Here is a 19,071-nt window from a genome sequence, read left to right on the forward strand (position 1 = left end):
ACCCTGCGTGGAAACGGCTGGAGAATACGACTACATCATTGTCGGCGGCGGCACCTCGGGCTGCGTATTGGCCAATCGCCTGACCCGCAACAAACACGTCAACGTGCTGCTGATCGAAGCCGGCGCGCGTGACGATTACCTGTGGATCCACATCCCGGTCGGCTATTTGCACTGCATCGGCAACCCGCGCACCGACTGGCTGTTCAATACCGAACCCGACCCGGGCCTGGGCGGGCGTGCCCTGATCTATCCGCGCGGGAAAGTACTCGGCGGCAGTTCCTCGATCAACGGCATGATCTACATGCGCGGGCAGAAGGGCGACTACGACCGCTGGGCAGTCGAATCCGGCGACGATTCCTGGCGCTGGGACCGGGTGCTGCCGCTGTTCAAGAAGAGCGAAGACCATTACCTCGGCGCCAGCGAACTGCATGGCGCCGGCGGCGAGTGGCGCGTGGAAAAGCAGAGACTGTCGTGGAAAATCCTGGATGCCTTCCGCGATGCGGCGGCCGAAGTCGGCATCGCGAAAATCGACGATTTCAATACCGGTGACAACGCCGGCTCGTCCTATTTCGAAGTGAACCAGCGCCGCGGCATCCGCCTGAATACGGCGAAAGCCTTTTTGAAACCGGCGGCGCAGCGCCCGAATCTCACCATCATGACGGGCTGCCACGTGGAACGTTTGCTGATCGAAGACGGGCCGCAAGGCAAGGTGTGCAGGGGTGTGCAGTTCACCGGCGGCGGCCGCGCCTTTACTGCAACGGCGCACCGCGAAACCCTGCTGGCGGCGGGCGCGATCGGCTCGCCGCACATCCTGCAACTGTCCGGCATCGGGCCGGCGGCCAGCCTGCAGCGTCACGGCATCGGGCCGGTCGTGGATGCGCCAGGCGTGGGCGAAAACCTGCAAGACCACCTGCAGCTGCGCATGGTCTACAAGGTAACGGGCGTAAAAACGCTGAACACCAGCGCCGCCAGCTGGTTCGGCAAGATGAAGATCGGCATGGAGTACGCGCTGTTCCGTAGCGGACCGATGTCGATGGCGCCCTCGCAGCTGGGCGCCTTTGCGCGCTCGGGTCCCGAAGAAGCGACGCCGAATTTGCAGTACCACGTGCAGCCGCTGTCGCTGGAAAAGTTCGGCGATCCCTTGCACGGTTTTCCGGCATTCACGGCCAGCGTGTGCAATTTGCGGCCGACTTCGCGCGGACATGTGCGCATTGCGTCAAACGACAGTTATGCGCCGCCGAAGATCACGCCGAACTACCTGAGCACCGACGCCGACCGGCGCACGGCGGCGCAGGCGCTGGCGCTGACGCGGCGCATCGTGGCAGCGCCGGCGCTGGCGAAATACCGGCCGGAAGAGTTCAAGCCGGGGCCGCGCTTCCAGACCGAGGAAGAACTGGCGCAGGCGGCGGGACTGATCGGGACCACGATTTTCCATCCGGTGGGCACCTGCCGCATGGGGCGGCGCGACGATCCGGCAGCGGTGGTCGACAGCGAATTGCGCGTGATCGGGGTCGACGGTTTGCGCGTGGTGGATGCGTCGATCATGCCCTTTATTACCTCGGGGAACACGAATTCGCCGACCCTGATGATTGCGGAAAAGGCGGCGCAGATGATCGCGGCGGATGCGCGGGAAGCGGTAGAGCGGCCGGCGCTGGCGACCGTCTGACGCGTACGCCGGGCAGGGCGCCCAGGTACCCGGTGCTTACGCTGTGTGGTTCACTGACGTTTTGCGCACCGTCCAAGTGCATTTATCAGCAGGTTTGCGCGATCTCGTCCGCAGCGCGAAACACGAAACGGCATGGTGCAAATATGCACACCGGGTGCGCAAAACTACCCAGCCTGTGCAGCGGCGCACAAAGGCTGTGTTGTATTGTCCACTACAACTCTTCTGTGTAATATCCGTCAAGAGTCTACGCAGATAGGCTGATTGGTTGTCGAGGCAGCACGTGTAAAACGTACCGGAGACACAATGACAGACGTCATTCTTGAGACAAAGCGCCTCACCAAGGAGTTCAAGGGTTTCACCGCCGTGAATGGCGTGGACCTGCAGGTGCAGCGTGGCCATATCCACGCCTTGATCGGCCCGAACGGCGCCGGCAAGACCACCTGTTTCAATCTGCTTACCAAATTCCTGATCCCATCGTCCGGCCAGATCCTGTTCAACGGCAAGGACATCACGGGACTGAAACCCGCGCAGATTGCGCGCATGGGCATCATCCGTTCCTTCCAGATTTCCGCGGTCTTCCCGCACCTGACTGTGCTGCAGAATGTGCGCATCGGCCTGCAGCGCGGGCTCGGCACCAGCTTCCATTTCTGGCGCAGCGAAGGCTCGCTCGACCGCCTGAACGCGCGCGCGATGGCGCTGCTGGCCGAGGTCGACCTCGAAGGCTTTGCCGATACCGTCACCGCGGATTTGCCTTACGGCCGCAAGCGTGCGCTCGAGATCGCCACCACGCTGGCGATGGAACCGGAACTCATGCTGCTCGACGAGCCGACCCAGGGCATGGGCCACGAAGACGTGCACCGCGTGACCGAGCTGATCAAGAAGGTCTCGGCGGGCCGTACCATCCTCATGGTCGAACACAACATGAACGTCGTGTCCGGGATCTGCGACCGCATCTCGGTGCTGCAGCGCGGCGCCATGCTGGCCGAAGGCAGCTATGCCGAGGTCTCGAAGAACCCGCAGGTAATGCAGGCCTACATGGGCACGGCGGACGGCGAACTCGAAGGAGCGCATTCATGACGGCAGCACTCGAGATCCGCAACCTGCAGGCCTGGTACGGCGAATCGCACATCCTGCACGACATCGGTTTTACGGTAGCCCAGGGCGAAGTCGTGACCCTGCTGGGCCGCAATGGCGCCGGCCGCACCACCACGCTGCGCGCCATCATGGGCCTGACCGGGCGCCGCACCGGCTCGATCAAGGTCAACGGCACCGAGTCGATCGGCATGCCGACCCACCGCATCGCCCACCTCGGGGTCGGCTATTGCCCGGAAGAGCGGGGCATCTTCGCCTCGCTGTCGGCCGAGGAAAACCTGCTGCTGCCCCCCGTGCTGCCAAAGGCTGGCACCGCGATGTCGCTCGACGAGATCTACGAGATGTTCCCCAACCTGTACGAGCGCCGCCACAGCCAGGGCACGCGCCTGTCCGGTGGCGAGCAGCAGATGCTGGCGGTGGCGCGCATCCTGCGCACGGGCGCGCGTTTGCTGCTGCTCGACGAAATCTCGGAAGGGCTGGCGCCGGTCATCGTGCAAACCCTGGCGCGCATGATCACGACGCTCAAGAACAAGGGCTACACGATCGTCATGGTCGAACAGAATTTCCGCTTCGCCGCACCGCTGGCGGACCGGTTCCACGTGGTCGAGCACGGGCAGATCGTCGAGACCATCGCATCAAGCGAACTCGACGCACGCATGCCCGTCCTCACCGAACTGCTCGGAGTCTAGACCACCCGGGCAGCTTTTAACGCTTTCATGCTTCAACGCTTCACATACAACAACGGAGACAAGATGAAACGCACAACCCTCGCCCTCGCCACCGCCGCCGCCTTCGCCACCGCAGGCTTCACGCTGCCGGCCCACGCCCAGATCAGCGGCGACACCATCAAGATCGGCATGATCACCGACCTGTCTGGCGTCTATTCCGACGTCGACGGCAACGGCGGCGCCGAAGCCGTGCGCATGGCGATTGCCGACCTGGGCGGCGCCGTAAACGGCAAGAAGATCCAGTTCATGGTCGCCGACCACCAGAACAAGCCGGACATCGCCGCCTCCAAGGCGCGCGAATGGTTCGACCAGCAGGGCGTCGACATGCTGATCGGCGGTACCAACTCGGGCGCCAGCCTGGCCATGGCGAAAGTCGCGGCGGAAAAGAAAAAGGTCTTCATCTCGATCGGCGCCGGCACCGCTCAGCTGACCAACGAACAGTGCTCGCCCTATACCGTGCACTACGCCTACGACACCGTGGCGCTGGCGCGCGGCACCGGATCGGCCGTGCTGAAGCAGGGCGGCAAGAGCTGGTACTTCCTGACCGCCGACTACGCCTTCGGCCAGTCGCTCGAAGGCGATACCACGGCTGTCGTGAAAAAGAACGGCGGCACGGTGCTGGGCAGCGTGAAGCACCCGCTGTCGGCTTCGGACTTCTCGTCCTTCCTGCTGCAGGCGCAATCCTCGAAGGCGCAGGTGCTGGGCCTGGCCAACGCCGGCGGCGACACCATCAACTCGATCAAGGCCGCCAACGAATTCGGCCTGACCTCGAAGATGAAGATCGCCGGCCTGCTGGTGTTCATCAACGACGTCCACACCCTGGGCCTGAAAACCACCCAAGGCATGTACCTGACCGACGGCTGGTACTGGGACCAGAACGCCGACACCCGCGCCTGGTCGAAGCGTTATTTTGCCAAGATGAAGAAGCAGCCGTCGATGCTGCAGGCGGCCGACTATTCGGCGACCACGAACTACCTGAACGCGGTGAAGGCAACCGGCACCGACGATTCGACCAAGATCATGGAACACCTGAAGGCGACCAAGATCAACGACATGTTCGCCAAGAACGGCGTGATCCGTCCGGATGGCCGCATGGTCTACGACATGTACCTGATGCAGGTGAAGACGCCGAAGGAATCGAAAGGGCCGTGGGATTACTACAAGGTCGTGTCGACGATTCCGGGCGATCAGGCGTACACGACCAAGGCCGAGACCAAGTGCGCGGCGTGGAAGTAATCAGTCGTCATTGTTTAAAAAAGTACCTCGTAACGCACGCGTGATCTGAACGCGTGGACGGCAAGCCGTCCACCCTACCGACATGCGAAGAAGTAGGGTGGACGGGTTCCCCGTCCACGCGTCCAACGATACTTCGCATCACCGCCGCACAAACCGGCATCGCCATCATGCCGGCGTGATTTGAACGCCCACCCCGATACCCCTGGTGCCTATGGAAATCTTCGGAGTCCCCCTGCAAGCCCTGATGTCCCAGCTGCTGCTGGGACTGGTCAACGGCTCCTTTTACGCGATGCTCTCGCTCGGCCTGGCCGTCATCTTCGGCCTGCTGAACGTCATCAACTTTTCCCACGGCGCCCTGTACATGATGGGCGCCTTTATCGCCTTCATCGGCGTCAATAACTACGAGCTGAACTACTGGATGATGCTGGTGCTCGCGCCGCTCGTCGTCGGCGCCTTCGGCATCGCGGTCGAAAAGACCATGCTGCGCTGGCTTTATAAACTCGACCATTTGTACGGCCTGCTGCTGACCTTCGGCATCACGCTGCTGCTCGAAGGCGTGTTCCGCTCCTTCTTCGGCGTTTCGGGCCAGACCCTGGACGTGCCGGAGCAACTGGCCGGCGCCACCGACCTCGGCTTCATGATCCTGCCGAACTATCGCGCCTGGGTGGTGGCTGCCTCGCTGGTGGTCTGCCTGGGCACCTGGTTCGTGATCGAAAAGACCCGCCTCGGCGCCTACCTGCGCGCCGGCACCGAGAACCCGAAACTGGTCGAGGCCTTCGGCATCAACGTGCCGCGCATGGTCACGCTGACCTACGGCTTCGGCGTCGCGCTGGCCGGCCTGGCCGGGGTGCTGGCCGCACCGGTGATCAACGTCACGCCGCTGATGGGCTCGAACCTGATCATCGTCGTCTTCGCCGTGGTCGTGATCGGCGGCATGGGTTCGATCCTCGGCTCCATCATCACCGGCCTGATGCTGGGCGTGATCGAGGGCCTGACGCGCGTGTTCTATCCGGAAGGTTCCGAGGTGGTGGTGTTCGTGGTGATGGTCATCGTGCTGCTGCTGCGCCCGGCCGGCCTGTTCGGGAAGGAGAAGTAAGCATGAACAAGAAAATCCTGTACGCCATTGCACTGGCCATCGCGCTGGCGGCGCCGTTCTTCGGCTACCCGGTATTCCTGATGAAGCTGCTGTGCTTCGCGTTGTTCGCCTGCGCCTTCAATCTGCTGATCGGCTTCACCGGGCTGCTGTCGTTCGGTCATGCCGCCTTCTTCGGCAGCGCCGGTTACGTGACCGGCCATTTGCTGGCAAACGTCGGCCTGTCGCCCGAACTCGGCATCCTGGCCGGCGTGGCGGCCAGCGCCGTGCTGGGGCTGGTGATCGGTTCGCTGGCGATCCGCCGCCAGGGCATCTATTTTTCCATGATCACCCTGGCGCTGGCGCAGATGGTGTACTTCGCCGCGCTGCGCAGCCCTTATACCCACGGCGAGGACGGCTTGCAGGGTGTGCCGCGCGGCAAGCTGCTGGGGCTGGTCGATTTGTCGAGCGACTTGACCCTGTATTACGTGGTGCTGGCCATCTTCGTGTTCGGCTTCGCCCTGATCGTGCGCACCGTGCATTCGCCCTTCGGCCAGGTGCTGAAAGCCATCAAGGAAAACGAGCCGCGCGCCATCTCTCTCGGCTACGACGCCGACCGCTACAAGCTGCTCGCCTTTGTGCTGTCGGCCGCGCTGACCGGCCTGGCCGGCGCCACCAAGACCCTGGTGCTGGGCTTCGAGACGCTGACCGACGTGCATTGGACCATGTCCGGCCTGGTCGTGTTGATGACCCTGGTCGGCGGCATGGGCACCATGGCCGGGCCCATCATCGGCGCCTTTATCATCGTGGCGCTGGAAAACAAGCTGGGCGAAGTCGGCACCGCGCTGGCCGAGACCACGGGCATCGAATGGTTCTCGTCGCTGGGCGAATCGGTGGGCATGGTGACCGGCCTGATCTTCATCGTCTGCGTGCTGCTGTTCCGCCGCGGCATCGTCGGCGAGATCGGCGCGCTGTTCGAGCGCCGTGCCCGCAAGAAGCCGGGCACAATGAAGCCGAGTGTCGTGAATGCCGACAGGGAAATCGCATAGGAGAAATCGTATGAAGGAAACCTCGCAGATTCTGAGCGTGAACGGCTTGCGCATGCATGTGATGACTGCGGGGGAGGGGCCGGCCGTGCTGTTGATGCACGGCTTCCCCGATACCCACCTGGTCTGGCGCAAGCAGGTCGGTCCGCTGGTGAACGCCGGCTACCGCGTGATCGTGCCCGACATGCGCGGCTATGGCCAGACCGATGCGCCGACGGCCGTATCGGCCTACCGCACCAGATACATCTGCGACGACATGCTGTCCCTGCTCGACCATCTCGGCATCCAGAAGGCACGCCTGGTCGGCCATGACTGGGGCGCGCTGATCGGCTGGCTGCTGTGCATGCGCGCGCCGGAGCGCTTCGAGCAATACGTGGCGCTGTCGGTCGGACACCCGGCCGCATTTGCGCGCGCCGGCATCATGCAACGCCTGCGCAGTAGCTACATGCTGTGGTTCATGGTGCCTTTCCTGCCCGAGCAATCGCTGAGCTTCAACGATTTCCAGGCAATGCGCAGCTTCACCAAGGAACCGACGCAATACGATGTCTGGCGCCGCAACCTGCGTGAGCCGGGCCGCCTGACGGCAGCCTTGAACTATTACCGTGCGAATGTGCCGCGCATGATGCTGCCCGGCGGGAAGGCCGATCCGGTCTCGGTGCCGGTCATGGGTGTGTGGAGCAGCCGCGATGCGGCGCTGACCGAAGAACAGATGCGCGACTCGGCGCAGTTTGCAAGCGCCGGTTTCCGCTACGAGCGCATCGACGGTGCCGACCACTGGCTGCAACTGACGGCCGCCGATCGCCTGAATGCCTTGCTGCTCGACTTCTTTGCGGCCGTGCCGCAGTCCCGCGCGGCAGCGGCCGAGGTGTGATTTTTACCTTGTGATGCGCTACAGCGCGGCGGCGTAGATCGCCCGCGCATCCGCGCGCGTCAGGGTGCGCGGATTATTCCCCAGCAGGCGGGTCTGGAGCATGGCGTCGTCCGCCAGCCGGTCCAAGTCGCTTTCATGGATTCCCACTTGTTGCAGCGTGGTCTGGATGCCCGTGATGCGGGCCGTCTGCTGCATCGCCGCGACCAGTGCTTCGGTGCGCGCTTCCTCGCTGCCGCTGGCCTGCGGCACCGCAATCGCCGCCAGCTCCGCATACAGCGGCGCCGCTTCCGGCGCATTGAAACGCAGCACATGCGGCAGCACCAGCGAGTTCGACAGGCCATGCGGCACGTGGAAGATGCCGCCCACCGGGTAGGCCAGCGCGTGCACCGCCGCCACCGGCGCGTTCGAGAAGGCCTGGCCGGCCAGGCAGGCGCCGAGCAGCATCGCCTGGCGTGCCGGCAGGCGGCTACCGTTTTCACAGGCGGGAATCAGGTTTTTCGAGAGTAGCTCGAGTGCCTGGCGCGCCAGGGTGTCCGACATCGGATTCTTCTTGTGCTTGCTGGTATAGGCTTCGATCGCGTGGACCATGGCGTCGATGCCGGTGGCGGCGGTCACCATCGGCGGCAGGCCCAGGGTCAGCGTCGCGTCCAGGATGGCGATGTCGGCGTAGAGCTGGGGCGCGACCACGCCCATCTTGGTGGTGGCGCCGGTCGTCACGATGGCGATGTTGGTCACTTCCGAACCGGTGCCGGCAGTGGTCGGCACCTGCACCAGCGGCAGGCGCGATCCGCTGACCTTGCCGATGCCGTAGATGTCGGCGAGCTGTTGTTCGCCGGTGGCCAGGATGGCGATCAGCTTGGCGACGTCCATCGAGCTGCCGCCACCGAGGCCGATGACCAGGTCGGTGTCGTTTTCCTGGGCGAAGCGCACCGCATCGATCACCACGTCTTCGGGCGGGTCGGCCACCACGCGGGAGTAGAGGGTGACGGTAAAACCGTGGCGCTGCAAATCCAGGCAGGGGAGTTCGGCCAGGCCGGTGCGCAGGAATCCGGCGTCGGTGACGACCAGGGCGCGGCGCGCGCCGGGGAAGCGTTCGCGGACGATCTCGCCGAGGCGGGCGGCGGCCCCGGTCTCGGAAAGGATGCTGGCAACGGTGCTGAAGGCAAAGTCGGTCATGGTCTCGTTCCGGTGTTGTTATCGGCTTAGCTTACACCAGAATGGCCGGGCTGCGACGATGGGCAGGCGGCCAGGGCCGCGCTGCACTGCTTGGCAAGATCATGCGTACAATTTCACCTTTCCAAGTTTTGAAAGCAGTCGATGATTGACTTTGTATGGCTGGGCGGCGCCGCCTTCCTGGCGGGGCTGGTGGATGCGGTGGTCGGCGGTGGCGGGCTGATCCAGGTGCCGGCGATCTTTTCCGTGTTGCCGAAGGAAGTGCCGGCGACGCTGCTCGGCACCAACAAGCTGGCCAGCATTTTCGGCACGAGCGCGGCGGCGCTGAAATATGCCCAGCGTGTAAGGGTGGCATGGAGCGCGGCGGCGCCGGCGGCACTGGCGGCGTTTGCCCTGTCCTTTGTCGGCGCCTGGACCGTGACCCGTGTGCCGGGCGACTTCGTGCGCAGCCTGCTGCCGTTGGTCCTGCTGGCGGTGGCCATCTATACCTTCCGCAAGAAAGACCTGGGCTCGGTGCATGCGCCGGTGCACAGTGGGTCGGCCGAGCGCTGGTGGGCAATCGGCATGGGTGCGGCCATCGGTTTCTACGACGGTTTCTTCGGCCCGGGTACGGGCAGCTTCCTGATCTTCCTGTACGTGCGCTTCTTCGGCTTCGATTTCCTCAGCGCTTCGGCGGCCGCGAAGATCGTGAACGTCGCCTGCAATTTGTCGGCCCTGATGTGGTTCGGTTACAGCGGACACATCTTGTGGCAGTTGGGCTTGCTGATGGCGGTGTGCCAGGTGGCGGGTTCCTTGGTTGGCACCAGGCTGGCAATCCAGCACGGCAGTGCTTTCGTGCGCAAGCTGTTCCTGGTCGTGGTCTCAGTGCTGATCGTCAAGACGGGTTTCGATGCCATTGTCAGGTGGTTCAGCTGAGGCTTAACTGACTTGTTTCACGTGGAACAAAAGCCGGCCCAACCGGCTTTTTTTACGTCGCAGCGGCCCGATTGTTTCACGTGGAACGTCGTTATCAACTTCGAAAGCTGTGTTCCACGTGAAACAAAAACGGCTGTGTTTTTCCGTCGAGCTGAGTCTGCGTCGAGAAAAGCTCCTATAATCCGCTTCTATACTCCGCGTCTACGCGCAACTTAGTCCTTTGCTTCACACATCCCATCATGCTATTTCCAACTGAATTCGACGTGATCGTCGTCGGTGGCGGCCATGCCGGCACCGAGGCAGCGCTCGCGTCCGCGCGCACGGGGCAGAAGACGCTGCTCCTTACCCACAACATCGAGACCCTGGGTCAGATGTCCTGCAACCCTTCGATCGGCGGTATCGGCAAGGGCCACCTGGTCAAGGAAGTCGACGCCCTGGGTGGCGCGATGGCGATTGCCACCGACGAGTCCGGCATCCAGTTCCGCATCCTGAACTCCTCGAAAGGCCCGGCTGTGCGTGCCACGCGCGCCCAGGCCGACCGCATCCTGTACAAGGCGGCAATCCGTTCGCGCCTGGAAAACCAGCCGAACCTGTGGCTGTTCCAGCAGGCGGTGGATGACCTGATGGTCGAAGGCGACCGCGTGGTCGGCGCCGTGACCCAGATCGGCCTGCAGTTCCGCGCCCGTGCTGTCGTGCTGACGGCAGGTACTTTCCTGGATGGGAAGATCCACGTCGGCCTGCAAAACTACTCGGCTGGCCGCGCCGGCGACCCGCCTGCGCTCTCCTTGTCAGCGCGTCTGAAGGAACTCAAGCTGCCGCAAGGCCGCCTGAAAACCGGAACGCCGCCGCGCATCGATGGCCGCAGCATCGACTTTTCGCAACTGGCAGAACAGCCGGGCGACCTCGATCCGGTGCCGGTATTCTCGTACATGGGCAATGCCGCCATGCACCCGCGCCAGGTGCCGTGCTGGGTTACGCACACGAATGCCCAGACCCACGACATCATCCGCAATGGCCTGGACCGTAGCCCGATGTACACCGGCGTGATCGAAGGCGTCGGCCCGCGTTATTGCCCGTCGATCGAAGACAAGATCCATCGTTTCGCCTCGAAGGAATCGCACCAGATCTTCCTGGAACCGGAAGGCTTGACGACCAACGAGTTCTACCCGAACGGGATCTCGACCAGCCTGCCGTTCGACGTGCAGCTGGCCCTGGTGCGCTCGATGAAGGGCATGGAAAACGCCTTTATATTGAGACCGGGCTACGCCATCGAATACGATTATTTCGACCCGCGCGGCCTGAAATCGACGCTGGAAACCCGCGCCATCAAGGGCCTGTTCTTTGCCGGCCAGATCAACGGCACCACCGGCTACGAAGAAGCGGCGGCCCAAGGTTTGCTGGCCGGCCTGAACGCTGCCCTGCAAACCAAAGGTGAAGAGTCCTGGACCCCGGGCCGCTCGGAAGCCTACCTCGGCGTGCTGGTCGACGACCTCACGACCCAGGGCGTGGCCGAGCCTTACCGCATGTTCACCAGCCGCGCGGAATACCGCCTGTCGCTGCGCGAAGACAATGCCGACATGCGCCTGACCGAGATCGGCCGCAAGCTCGGCGTGGTCGGCGATGCGCAGTGGCAAGCGTTTGAAACCAAGCGCGAATCCGTGGCGCGCGAGCTGGAACGCCTGCGTTCGACCTGGGTGAACCCGCGCATCCTGGCCGCTGCAGAATCCGAGCGCGTGGTGGGGCAGGCGATCGAGCGCGAGTACAACCTGGCCGATCTGCTGCGCCGTCCGGGCGTCGAATACGACACGCTGATGAGCATGAACGGCGTCGAAGGCCAGGCCCTGGCCGGCCCTGGCGTGGAAGATCCTGCGGTCAAGGAACAGGTGGAAATCCAGCTGAAATACTCGGGCTACATCGACCGCCAGGCACGCGAAGTCGAGCGTCACGACTATTACGAAAACCTGAAATTGCCGGATAACCTGGACTATCTGGAGATCGCGGCACTGTCGATCGAAGTGCGCCAGAAGCTCGATAAACAGCGTCCGGAAACCCTGGGCCAGGCTTCGCGCATCTCCGGCGTGACCCCGGCGGCGATTTCCCTGCTGCTGGTCCACCTGAAAAAACGCGGCGCCAAGGGCTTCACGAGCGCACCGGCCACTAGCGAGGAGGCTGCACAGTGAGGGGTTTTGACCGAGAAAAACTAACCGCGGTGCTGAACGACGGCATCGACGCCATGGATTTGCCGCTCTGGGCCGCCCAGCGCGAGCAGCTCATGGATTACCTGGCGCTGATGGCCAAGTGGAATGGCGTCTACAACCTGACCTCGCTGCGCGATCCGATGCAAATGGTGACCCACCACCTGCTCGATTCGCTGGCGGCGGTGTCGGCCTTCGAAGGCGCGAAAAACGTGCTCGACGTCGGGGCCGGGGGCGGCTTGCCGGGCATCGTGCTGGCCATTGCCCGGCCCGACATGCAGGTATCGCTGATCGACACCGTGCACAAGAAAACCGCCTTCCTGACCCAGGTAAAGGCGGAACTGGGCCTGAAAAACGTGACCGTGTACACGATGAAGGTGCAAGACCTGAAGGCAGGCCCGTTCGACGTGATCACCTCGCGCGCTTTTGCCGACCTGTCGGATTTCGTCAACTGGTCCGGACACTTGCTGGAAGAGGGCGGCCGATTCATCGCCCTGAAAGGCACGGCGCCGGCGGACGAACAGGAACGGCTGCCAGGCGAATGGAAGGTAAGGGAATTGAGGCCGATCAAGGTGCCAAAAGTGGAAGCGGAGCGTCACCTGGTTTTCATCGAAAAATCGAAGCAGGACGATTCAACCAATCAATAACAAAGCTAATCGACTAAACGGTTTATATCGTTTAAACAAAATAAACCGTTTATACGGTTTAAACGGAATGAACGATATAACCGAAATCGCTAGCATCCGGATCAAATAGATGGCAAAGATATTTTGCGTAGCAAACCAGAAGGGCGGCGTCGGCAAGACGACCACCAGCGTCAACCTGGCCGCAGGCCTGGCCAAGCTCGAACAGCGCGTGCTGCTGGTCGACCTCGACCCGCAGGGCAATGCCACCATGGGCGCGGGGATCAACAAGGCCACGCTGGAAGCGTCGACCTACCACGTGCTGCTGGGCGAAGCCGACGTCACTGAAGCGCGCGTGCGCTCGGAAGCAGGGCGCTTCGACGTGCTGCCTGCGAACCGCGACCTGGCCGGCGCCGAAGTGGAGATGGTGGAGCTCGACAGCCGCGAGCGCCGCCTGAAGAACGCATTGGCCAAGGTCGATGCCGAGTACGACTTCATCCTGGTCGATTGCCCTCCGGCCCTGTCGATGCTGACCCTGAACGGCCTGTGCGCCGCGCACGGCGTCATCATCCCGATGCAGTGCGAGTACTACGCGCTGGAAGGGCTGTCGGACCTGGTCAACACCATCAAGAAGGTGCACGCCAACCTGAATACGGACCTAAAGATCATCGGCCTGCTGCGCGTGATGTTCGATCCGCGCATGACGCTGTCGCAGCAGGTGTCGGCGCAACTGGAGCAGCACTTCGGCGGCAAGGTGTTCAAGACCATCATCCCGCGCAACGTGCGCCTGGCCGAAGCGCCGTCCTACGGCATTCCGGGGGTGACCTTCGATCCTTCGTCCAAAGGGGCGCAGGCGTATATCGCGTTCGGGGCCGAAATGGTCGAGCGCATCAAGACCATGTAATCAGCGAAACGAGCAGCGGAGACATTTAAAAATGGCTACAAAGAAATTCAAAGGCCTCGGCCGCGGTCTTGATGCTTTATTGGGCGGCGACCTGGACGCGGTGCCGGCCCCGGCCCACGCACCATCGTCGCTCGCCATCGCGCAGCTGCAGGCGGGCAAATACCAGCCGCGTACCCGGATGGACGAGGGGGCCTTGCAGGAGCTGGCCGCCTCGATCAAGACCCAGGGCGTGATGCAGCCGGTGCTGGTGCGTCCGGTCGACAGCGGCCGCTACGAGATCATCGCCGGCGAACGCCGCTTCCGCGCGGCGCAGCTGGCCGGCCTGGACGAGATCCCGGTCCTGGTGCGCGAAGTGGACGACCAGGCCGCCGCGGCGATGGCCCTGATCGAGAACATGCAGCGCGAGGACCTGAACCCGCTGGAAGAAGCGCAGGGCATCGCGCGCCTGATCTCGGATTTCAATTTCACCCATGAGCAGGCAGCGGGCGCGGTCGGCCGTTCGCGCAGCGCGGTGTCAAACCTGCTGCGCCTGGTGAACCTGGCCGGGCCGGTGCAGACCATGCTGATGGCGGGGGATATCGACATGGGCCATGCCCGCGCGCTGCTGTCTGTGGATAACGCCAGCCAGATCGCCCTGGCCACGCAGGTGGTGGCCAAGCGCCTGTCGGTGCGCGAGACCGAGAAGCTGGTGGCGCGTGCGATCGAGGAGCTCGACGCACCGGCAGCGGCGGCAAGGCAAAAGGAAAAGTCGGGCGACATCGTGCGGCTGGAAGAAGAGCTGTCCGACAAGCTGGCGACGCCGGTCGCGTTCAAGATGGGGCCGAAGGGGAAGGGGCAGATGATCATCGACTTCTCGAACCTGGATGTGCTTGAAGGCGTGCTGGCCCGACTGCGCGCGTAAATCGTAGGGTGGACGGCTGTGCCGTCCACGCGTTCAATCCAAGCCTGAGGCTTAAACAACTGTCGTATTCATCCAACAATAGTTGAACGCGTGGACGGCGAAGCCGTCCACCCTACGTGCCAGACCAACTGGCCAACACCGCATCCGATTTCAAAATCTCTGTACCACCCCATTCTCCCCGGGTAAATCCCCTCCAAACGGCCCCATCCGGCATCTGCATTCCGCCCCGCGAACTGCGCGTAAAACCTGCCGATCTATCAAGATTTATGTGACATTTCAAGCCCTTGCACGCTACTACCGCACAGCTGGAATCGTTTGACTCAGATGCACTAACGAACATATAATCCCGCTGATTCATGTAATTACCACACCGTAACTCGGTTCAAACGGCCAAGGCAGAAGAAAAAAAATGTTGCGCCTGGTCTCCCTGCAATTGATCGCAACAGCTGTCGCCGGCCTCGTCGCCGCACTGCTGGGGGGATGGCCTGCCATGTTTTCGGCGGTACTCGGTGGAATCTGTTGTGTTGTGCCCAACGGCATCATGGCGCTGCGCTTGTTCGCCGCCGCACACCAGCCGGGCGGGACCAACCCGTTCACGTTTTTCATCTGGGAATTTATAAAGATTGCGTTAACGCTTGCCCTGCTGGCGGCAACTGCGTGGCTGTACCGTGACCTGAACTGGCTGGCGCTCCTCGCCGGGTTCATCGTGGCGCTGAAAAGTTACATATTCTTATTATTTAGGCACTGATATGACGACAACCGTAGAAGGCGCAGCACACCACGCGCCCACCGCAGGCGAGTACATCAAGCACCACCTGGCGCACCTGTCGAACACGCACCAGAATGGCCCGGTCGACTTTTCGGTCTTCCACTACGACACCATGTTCTGGTCGATCCTGATGGGCGCGATCGGCTGCCTGCTGATGTGGGCTGCCGCGCGCCGCGCCACCTCGGGCGTGCCGGGCCGCTTCCAGGCTGCCGTCGAGATCCTGTTCGAAATGGTCGACAACCAGGCCAAGACCATCATCCATGGCGACCGCAGCTTTATCGCCCCGGCCGCGCTGACCGTGTTCGTCTGGGTCGCCCTGATGAACTCGCTGGACTTCCTGCCAGTCGATTTGTTCTCGGCAGCCTTCGGCTGGTTCGGCGTCGAGCACCTGTTCCCTTACCACCGCGTCGTGCCAACCGCCGACCTGAACGGTACTGTCGGTATCTCGCTGGGCGTGCTGGTCCTGATGCTGTACTACGGCATCAAGATCAAGGGCCTGGGCGGCTGGCTCCACGAGTTGTTCGCAGCGCCGTTCGGTATCTGGCTGGCGCCGTTCAACCTGCTCCTGAACATCATCGAATACGCAGCAAAAATGGTGTCGCTCGGTATGCGACTGTTCGGCAACATGTTTGCCGGCGAGCTGCTGTTCCTCTTGATCGCCTTGCTGGGCTCGACCGCTACCGTCTTCGGCTTCGCAGGTCAGGTCATCGCTGGTTCGATCTGGGCAATCTTCCACATCCTGATCGTTTTCCTGCAGGCATTCATCTTCATGATGCTGACGCTGGTGTACCTCGGTCAGGCCCACGAAGGCCACTGATCGGCGCCGCAAGCATCGAACAGATCGTAGTAGTACCGAAGTAGTAGTTTTTAATTTAGTTTTCATTTAACTTTTTGGAGTAATCATGACTGACGCATCTTTTGTTGCACTGGCTTGCGGTTTAATCATCGGCCTCGGCGCTATCGGCGCATGTATCGGTATCGCTATCATGGGCGGTAAATACCTGGAAGCCTCGGCACGTCAGCCAGAACTGATGAACACCCTGCAAACCAAGATGTTCCTGCTGGCCGGCCTGATCGACGCGGCATTCCTGATCGGCGTTGGTATCGCCATGCTGTTCGCTTACGCCAATCCGTTCAGCGGCTAAGCAACAAAGCATCTCGGGTTTTGAATGGCCGAACCATCGCGGTTCGGCATCCGTTTTTGTGAGAAGGAAAATACAGTGAACCTTAACGCAACCCTGTTTGCCCAGTTCGCCGTCTTCTTCGTCCTGGCGCTATTCACGATGAAGTTCGTGTGGCCGCCGCTGATGAAGGCACTCGACGAGCGCGCCGAGCGGATCGCCAACGGCCTGGCCGCTGCAGACCGCGGCAAGGCCGACCTGGCCGCCGCCGAAAAGCGTGTGCAGGCCGAACTGGCCGGCGCCCGTGACGAAGGCCAGAAGCGCATCGCCGACGCCGAAAAGCGCGCCGCGCTGATCATCGACGAAGCCAAGAAGACCGCTGCTGAAGAAGCCGCCCGTATCGTTGCCAACGCAAAAGCCGACGCCGAGCAGCAAGTCACGCGCGTGCGCGAAGAACTGCGTGGCCAGGTTGCCGCGCTGGCAGTGCAAGGCGCCGAGCAGATCCTGAAGCGTGAAGTGAACGCAGAAGCGCACGCCGCCCTGCTGTCGCAACTGTCGGCCGAGCTGTAATCATGGCTGAACTCGCAACCGTCGCCCGTCCCTACGCCGAAGCGCTGTTCCGCGTTGCCCAACAGGGCAACATGGCAGCCTGGTCCGACCTGGTGTCCGAGCTGGCCCAGATCGGCGCCAACCCTGATGTGCAGGCGTTTGCCGCCAATCCGAAACTGACCGCAACCGACCTGGTCGCTACGCTGACCTCGCTGGTGAAGTCGCCGGTGACCCCGGAGGCGTCGAACTTCCTGGCGATGCTGGCCGAAAACGGCCGCATCAGCCTGCTGCCGCAGATCGGCGCGCAGTTCCAGGAACTGAAGAACGCCCAGGCAGGTGCTGCCGACGCGATCATCTTCAGCGCCTTCGACCTGACCGACGCGCAAACCGCGCAACTGGTCGGTACGCTGGAAAAGAAATTCGGCCGCAAGCTCAACCCAACGGTGACCGTCGACCCGTCGCTGATCGGTGGTGTGCGCGTGGTGGTCGGTGATGAAGTGCTCGATACCTCGGTACGCGCCAAGCTGCAACAGATGCATGTTGCGCTGGTGTCGTAAGCGAACTTCGCACGCATCCCCGCATTCACGTCCTTGCCCTACGCATCAAGAAACTATTAGGAGTTAGCACTCATGCAACTTAATTCATCTGAAATCAGCGAACTGATCAAGAGCCGCATCCAGGGTCTCGAAGGTTCGGCTGACGTTCGCAATCAAGGCACGGTGATCTCCGTCGCCGACGGTATCTGCCGCATCCATGGTCTGTCGGACGTGATGCAGGGCGAGATGCTGGAATTCCCGGGCAACACCTTCGGTCTGGCGATGAACCTCGAGCGCGACTCGGTCGGCTCGGTCATCCTGGGCTCGTACGAGCACATATCGGAAGGCGACACCGTCAAGACCACCGGCCGCATCCTGGAAGTGCCGATCGGTCCTGAACTGCGTGGCCGCGTGGTCAACGCCCTGGGCCAGCCGATCGACGGCAAAGGCCCGATCGACGCCAAGCTGACCGCCCCGATCGAAAAGATCGCTCCTGGCGTTATCGCCCGTGAGTCGGTGTCGCAGCCTATGCAGACCGGCATCAAGTCGATCGACGCGATGGTGCCGATCGGCCGTGGCCAGCGCGAGCTGATCATTGGCGACCGCCAGACCGGCAAGTCGGCCGTGGCAGTGGATGCGATCATCAACCAGAAAGGCCAGAACGTCACCTGCGTGTACGTTGCAATCGGCCAGAAGGCTTCGACCATCAAGAACATCGTGCGTTCGCTGGAACAGCACGGCGCGATGGAGTACACCATCGTCGTTGCAGCATCGGCGTCGGAATCGGCCGCCATGCAGTACATCTCGGCCTACTCGGGCTGCGCGATGGGCGAATACTTCCGCGACCGCGGCGAAGACGCACTGATCGTGTACGACGACCTGTCGAAGCAAGCCGTTGCCTACCGCCAGATTTCCCTGCTGCTGCGCCGCCCACCAGGCCGCGAAGCCTACCCAGGCGACGTGTTCTACCTGCACAGCCGTCTGCTCGAGCGCGCAGCACGCGTGAACGCCGACTACGTGTCGAAGTTCACCGACGGCGCCGTGACCGGCAAGACCGGCTCGCTGACCGCACTGCCGATCATCGAAACGCAAGCAGGCGACGTCTCGGCCTTCGTGCCGACCAACGTGATTTCGATTACCGACGGCCAGATCTTCCTGGAGACCTCGCTGTTCAACGCCGGTATCCGTCCTGCGATCAACGCCGGTATCTCGGTCTCGCGCGTCGGTGGTGCAGCACAGACCAAGGTCATCAAGAACCTGTCGGGCGGTATCCGTACCGACCTGGCCCAGTACCGTGAACTGGCTGCGTTCGCGCAGTTCGCATCGGACCTGGACGAATCGACCCGCAAGCAGCTGGACCGCGGTGCACGCGTGACCGAACTGCTGAAGCAGCCGCAATTCTCGCCGCTGCCGGTGTCGCTGATGGCCGCTTCGCTGTACGCCGTCAACAAGGGCTATTTCGACGACATCGAAGTCAAGCAAGTGCTGGCATTCGAGAGCGGCCTGCATGGCTACCTGAAGACCAAGCAGCCAGCGCTCCTGTCGAAGATCGAAGAAACCAAGCAACTGGACAAGGACGCCGACGCAGCACTCGCGGCCGCCATTGCTGATTTCAAAAAGTCCGGCGCATTCTAATTGAAATGAAGGATCCGGCAGCGCTTGCTGAAAGCGCTG

The 19,071-nt window shown here is 62.6% G+C and carries 19 protein-coding genes; 18 read left to right on the forward strand and 1 reads right to left on the reverse strand.

What is annotated here, in order from left to right; translation table 11 throughout:
• Window positions 1-7 precede the first annotated feature (7 nt).
• The 7 genes from ACWYRN_RS08765 to ACWYRN_RS08795 all read left to right on the forward strand — a co-directional run bounded on the left by ACWYRN_RS08765 (window position 8) and on the right by ACWYRN_RS08795 (window position 7,711).
• Complete coding sequence (locus tag ACWYRN_RS08765; RefSeq protein WP_488692035.1) at window positions 8-1,666, forward strand: GMC family oxidoreductase; 1,659 nt, start codon at window positions 8-10, stop codon at window positions 1,664-1,666.
• Between the two features lie 303 nt (window positions 1,667-1,969).
• Window positions 1,970-2,743, forward strand: a complete 774-nt coding sequence (locus tag ACWYRN_RS08770; protein WP_488692036.1) for an ABC transporter ATP-binding protein — start codon at window positions 1,970-1,972, stop codon at window positions 2,741-2,743.
• Window positions 2,740-3,447 (forward strand): ABC transporter ATP-binding protein, encoded by a 708-nt coding sequence (locus ACWYRN_RS08775; RefSeq protein ID WP_488692037.1) that lies wholly within the window; start codon window positions 2,740-2,742, stop codon window positions 3,445-3,447. The genes ACWYRN_RS08770 and ACWYRN_RS08775 overlap by 4 nt, the downstream gene beginning before the upstream one ends.
• 63 nt (window positions 3,448-3,510) lie before the next feature.
• Window positions 3,511-4,722, forward strand: a complete 1,212-nt coding sequence (locus ACWYRN_RS08780) for an ABC transporter substrate-binding protein (protein ID WP_229436244.1) — start codon at window positions 3,511-3,513, stop codon at window positions 4,720-4,722.
• A gap of 211 nt (window positions 4,723-4,933) precedes the next feature.
• Entirely contained in the window at window positions 4,934-5,818 is an 885-nt protein-coding gene (locus ACWYRN_RS08785; RefSeq protein WP_488692038.1) for a branched-chain amino acid ABC transporter permease, read from the forward strand.
• 2 nt (window positions 5,819-5,820) lie between these two features.
• Complete coding sequence (locus ACWYRN_RS08790; protein ID WP_488692039.1) at window positions 5,821-6,843, forward strand: branched-chain amino acid ABC transporter permease; 1,023 nt, start codon at window positions 5,821-5,823, stop codon at window positions 6,841-6,843.
• Between the two features lie 10 nt (window positions 6,844-6,853).
• Window positions 6,854-7,711, forward strand: a complete 858-nt coding sequence (locus ACWYRN_RS08795) for an alpha/beta fold hydrolase (protein ID WP_488692040.1) — start codon at window positions 6,854-6,856, stop codon at window positions 7,709-7,711.
• A gap of 18 nt (window positions 7,712-7,729) precedes the next feature.
• On the opposite strand, the gene ACWYRN_RS08800 is transcribed toward ACWYRN_RS08795, so the two are convergent.
• The gene (locus ACWYRN_RS08800) at window positions 7,730-8,887 is read right to left on the reverse strand and encodes an iron-containing alcohol dehydrogenase (RefSeq protein WP_488692041.1); all 1,158 of its coding nucleotides are present in this window, start codon (window positions 8,885-8,887) and stop codon (window positions 7,730-7,732) included.
• A 141-nt stretch (window positions 8,888-9,028) separates the two neighbouring features.
• Between ACWYRN_RS08800 and ACWYRN_RS08805 the strand changes: the two genes are divergently transcribed.
• The 11 genes from ACWYRN_RS08805 to atpA all read left to right on the forward strand — a co-directional run bounded on the left by ACWYRN_RS08805 (window position 9,029) and on the right by atpA (window position 19,032).
• Complete coding sequence (locus ACWYRN_RS08805; RefSeq protein WP_488692042.1) at window positions 9,029-9,799, forward strand: sulfite exporter TauE/SafE family protein; 771 nt, start codon at window positions 9,029-9,031, stop codon at window positions 9,797-9,799.
• A 239-nt stretch (window positions 9,800-10,038) separates the two neighbouring features.
• Entirely contained in the window at window positions 10,039-11,979 is a 1,941-nt protein-coding gene (mnmG, locus tag ACWYRN_RS08810) for a tRNA uridine-5-carboxymethylaminomethyl(34) synthesis enzyme MnmG (RefSeq protein WP_488692043.1), read from the forward strand.
• Window positions 11,976-12,641: a 16S rRNA (guanine(527)-N(7))-methyltransferase RsmG gene (gene rsmG, locus ACWYRN_RS08815; RefSeq protein WP_488692044.1), complete on the forward strand. Its 666-nt coding sequence runs from the start codon at window positions 11,976-11,978 to the stop codon at window positions 12,639-12,641. The genes mnmG and rsmG overlap by 4 nt, the downstream gene beginning before the upstream one ends.
• A 109-nt stretch (window positions 12,642-12,750) precedes the next feature.
• Window positions 12,751-13,521, forward strand: a complete 771-nt coding sequence (locus ACWYRN_RS08820; protein WP_229436233.1) for a ParA family protein — start codon at window positions 12,751-12,753, stop codon at window positions 13,519-13,521.
• Between the two features lie 31 nt (window positions 13,522-13,552).
• The gene (locus ACWYRN_RS08825) at window positions 13,553-14,422 is read left to right on the forward strand and encodes a ParB/RepB/Spo0J family partition protein (RefSeq protein ID WP_488692045.1); all 870 of its coding nucleotides are present in this window, start codon (window positions 13,553-13,555) and stop codon (window positions 14,420-14,422) included.
• A 409-nt stretch (window positions 14,423-14,831) separates the two neighbouring features.
• A complete protein-coding gene (locus ACWYRN_RS08830) occupies window positions 14,832-15,170 on the forward strand; it encodes an ATP synthase subunit I (protein WP_229436230.1) in 339 nt (112 codons plus the stop codon).
• Between the two features lies 1 nt (window position 15,171).
• The gene (gene atpB, locus ACWYRN_RS08835; RefSeq protein ID WP_229436228.1) at window positions 15,172-16,008 is read left to right on the forward strand and encodes a F0F1 ATP synthase subunit A; all 837 of its coding nucleotides are present in this window, start codon (window positions 15,172-15,174) and stop codon (window positions 16,006-16,008) included.
• An 85-nt stretch (window positions 16,009-16,093) separates the two neighbouring features.
• Window positions 16,094-16,336, forward strand: a complete 243-nt coding sequence (atpE, locus tag ACWYRN_RS08840; RefSeq protein ID WP_229436226.1) for a F0F1 ATP synthase subunit C — start codon at window positions 16,094-16,096, stop codon at window positions 16,334-16,336.
• Between the two features lie 75 nt (window positions 16,337-16,411).
• Window positions 16,412-16,882, forward strand: a complete 471-nt coding sequence (locus tag ACWYRN_RS08845) for a F0F1 ATP synthase subunit B (RefSeq protein WP_229436225.1) — start codon at window positions 16,412-16,414, stop codon at window positions 16,880-16,882.
• Between the two features lie 2 nt (window positions 16,883-16,884).
• Window positions 16,885-17,418: a F0F1 ATP synthase subunit delta gene (locus ACWYRN_RS08850; protein ID WP_229436223.1), complete on the forward strand. Its 534-nt coding sequence runs from the start codon at window positions 16,885-16,887 to the stop codon at window positions 17,416-17,418.
• Window positions 17,419-17,490: 72 nt separating this feature from the next.
• Complete coding sequence (gene atpA / locus ACWYRN_RS08855) at window positions 17,491-19,032, forward strand: F0F1 ATP synthase subunit alpha (protein ID WP_229436222.1); 1,542 nt, start codon at window positions 17,491-17,493, stop codon at window positions 19,030-19,032.
• The last annotated feature ends 39 nt before the right edge of the window (window positions 19,033-19,071 follow it).

This window comes from Massilia sp. BAP21, from assembly GCF_057801335.1.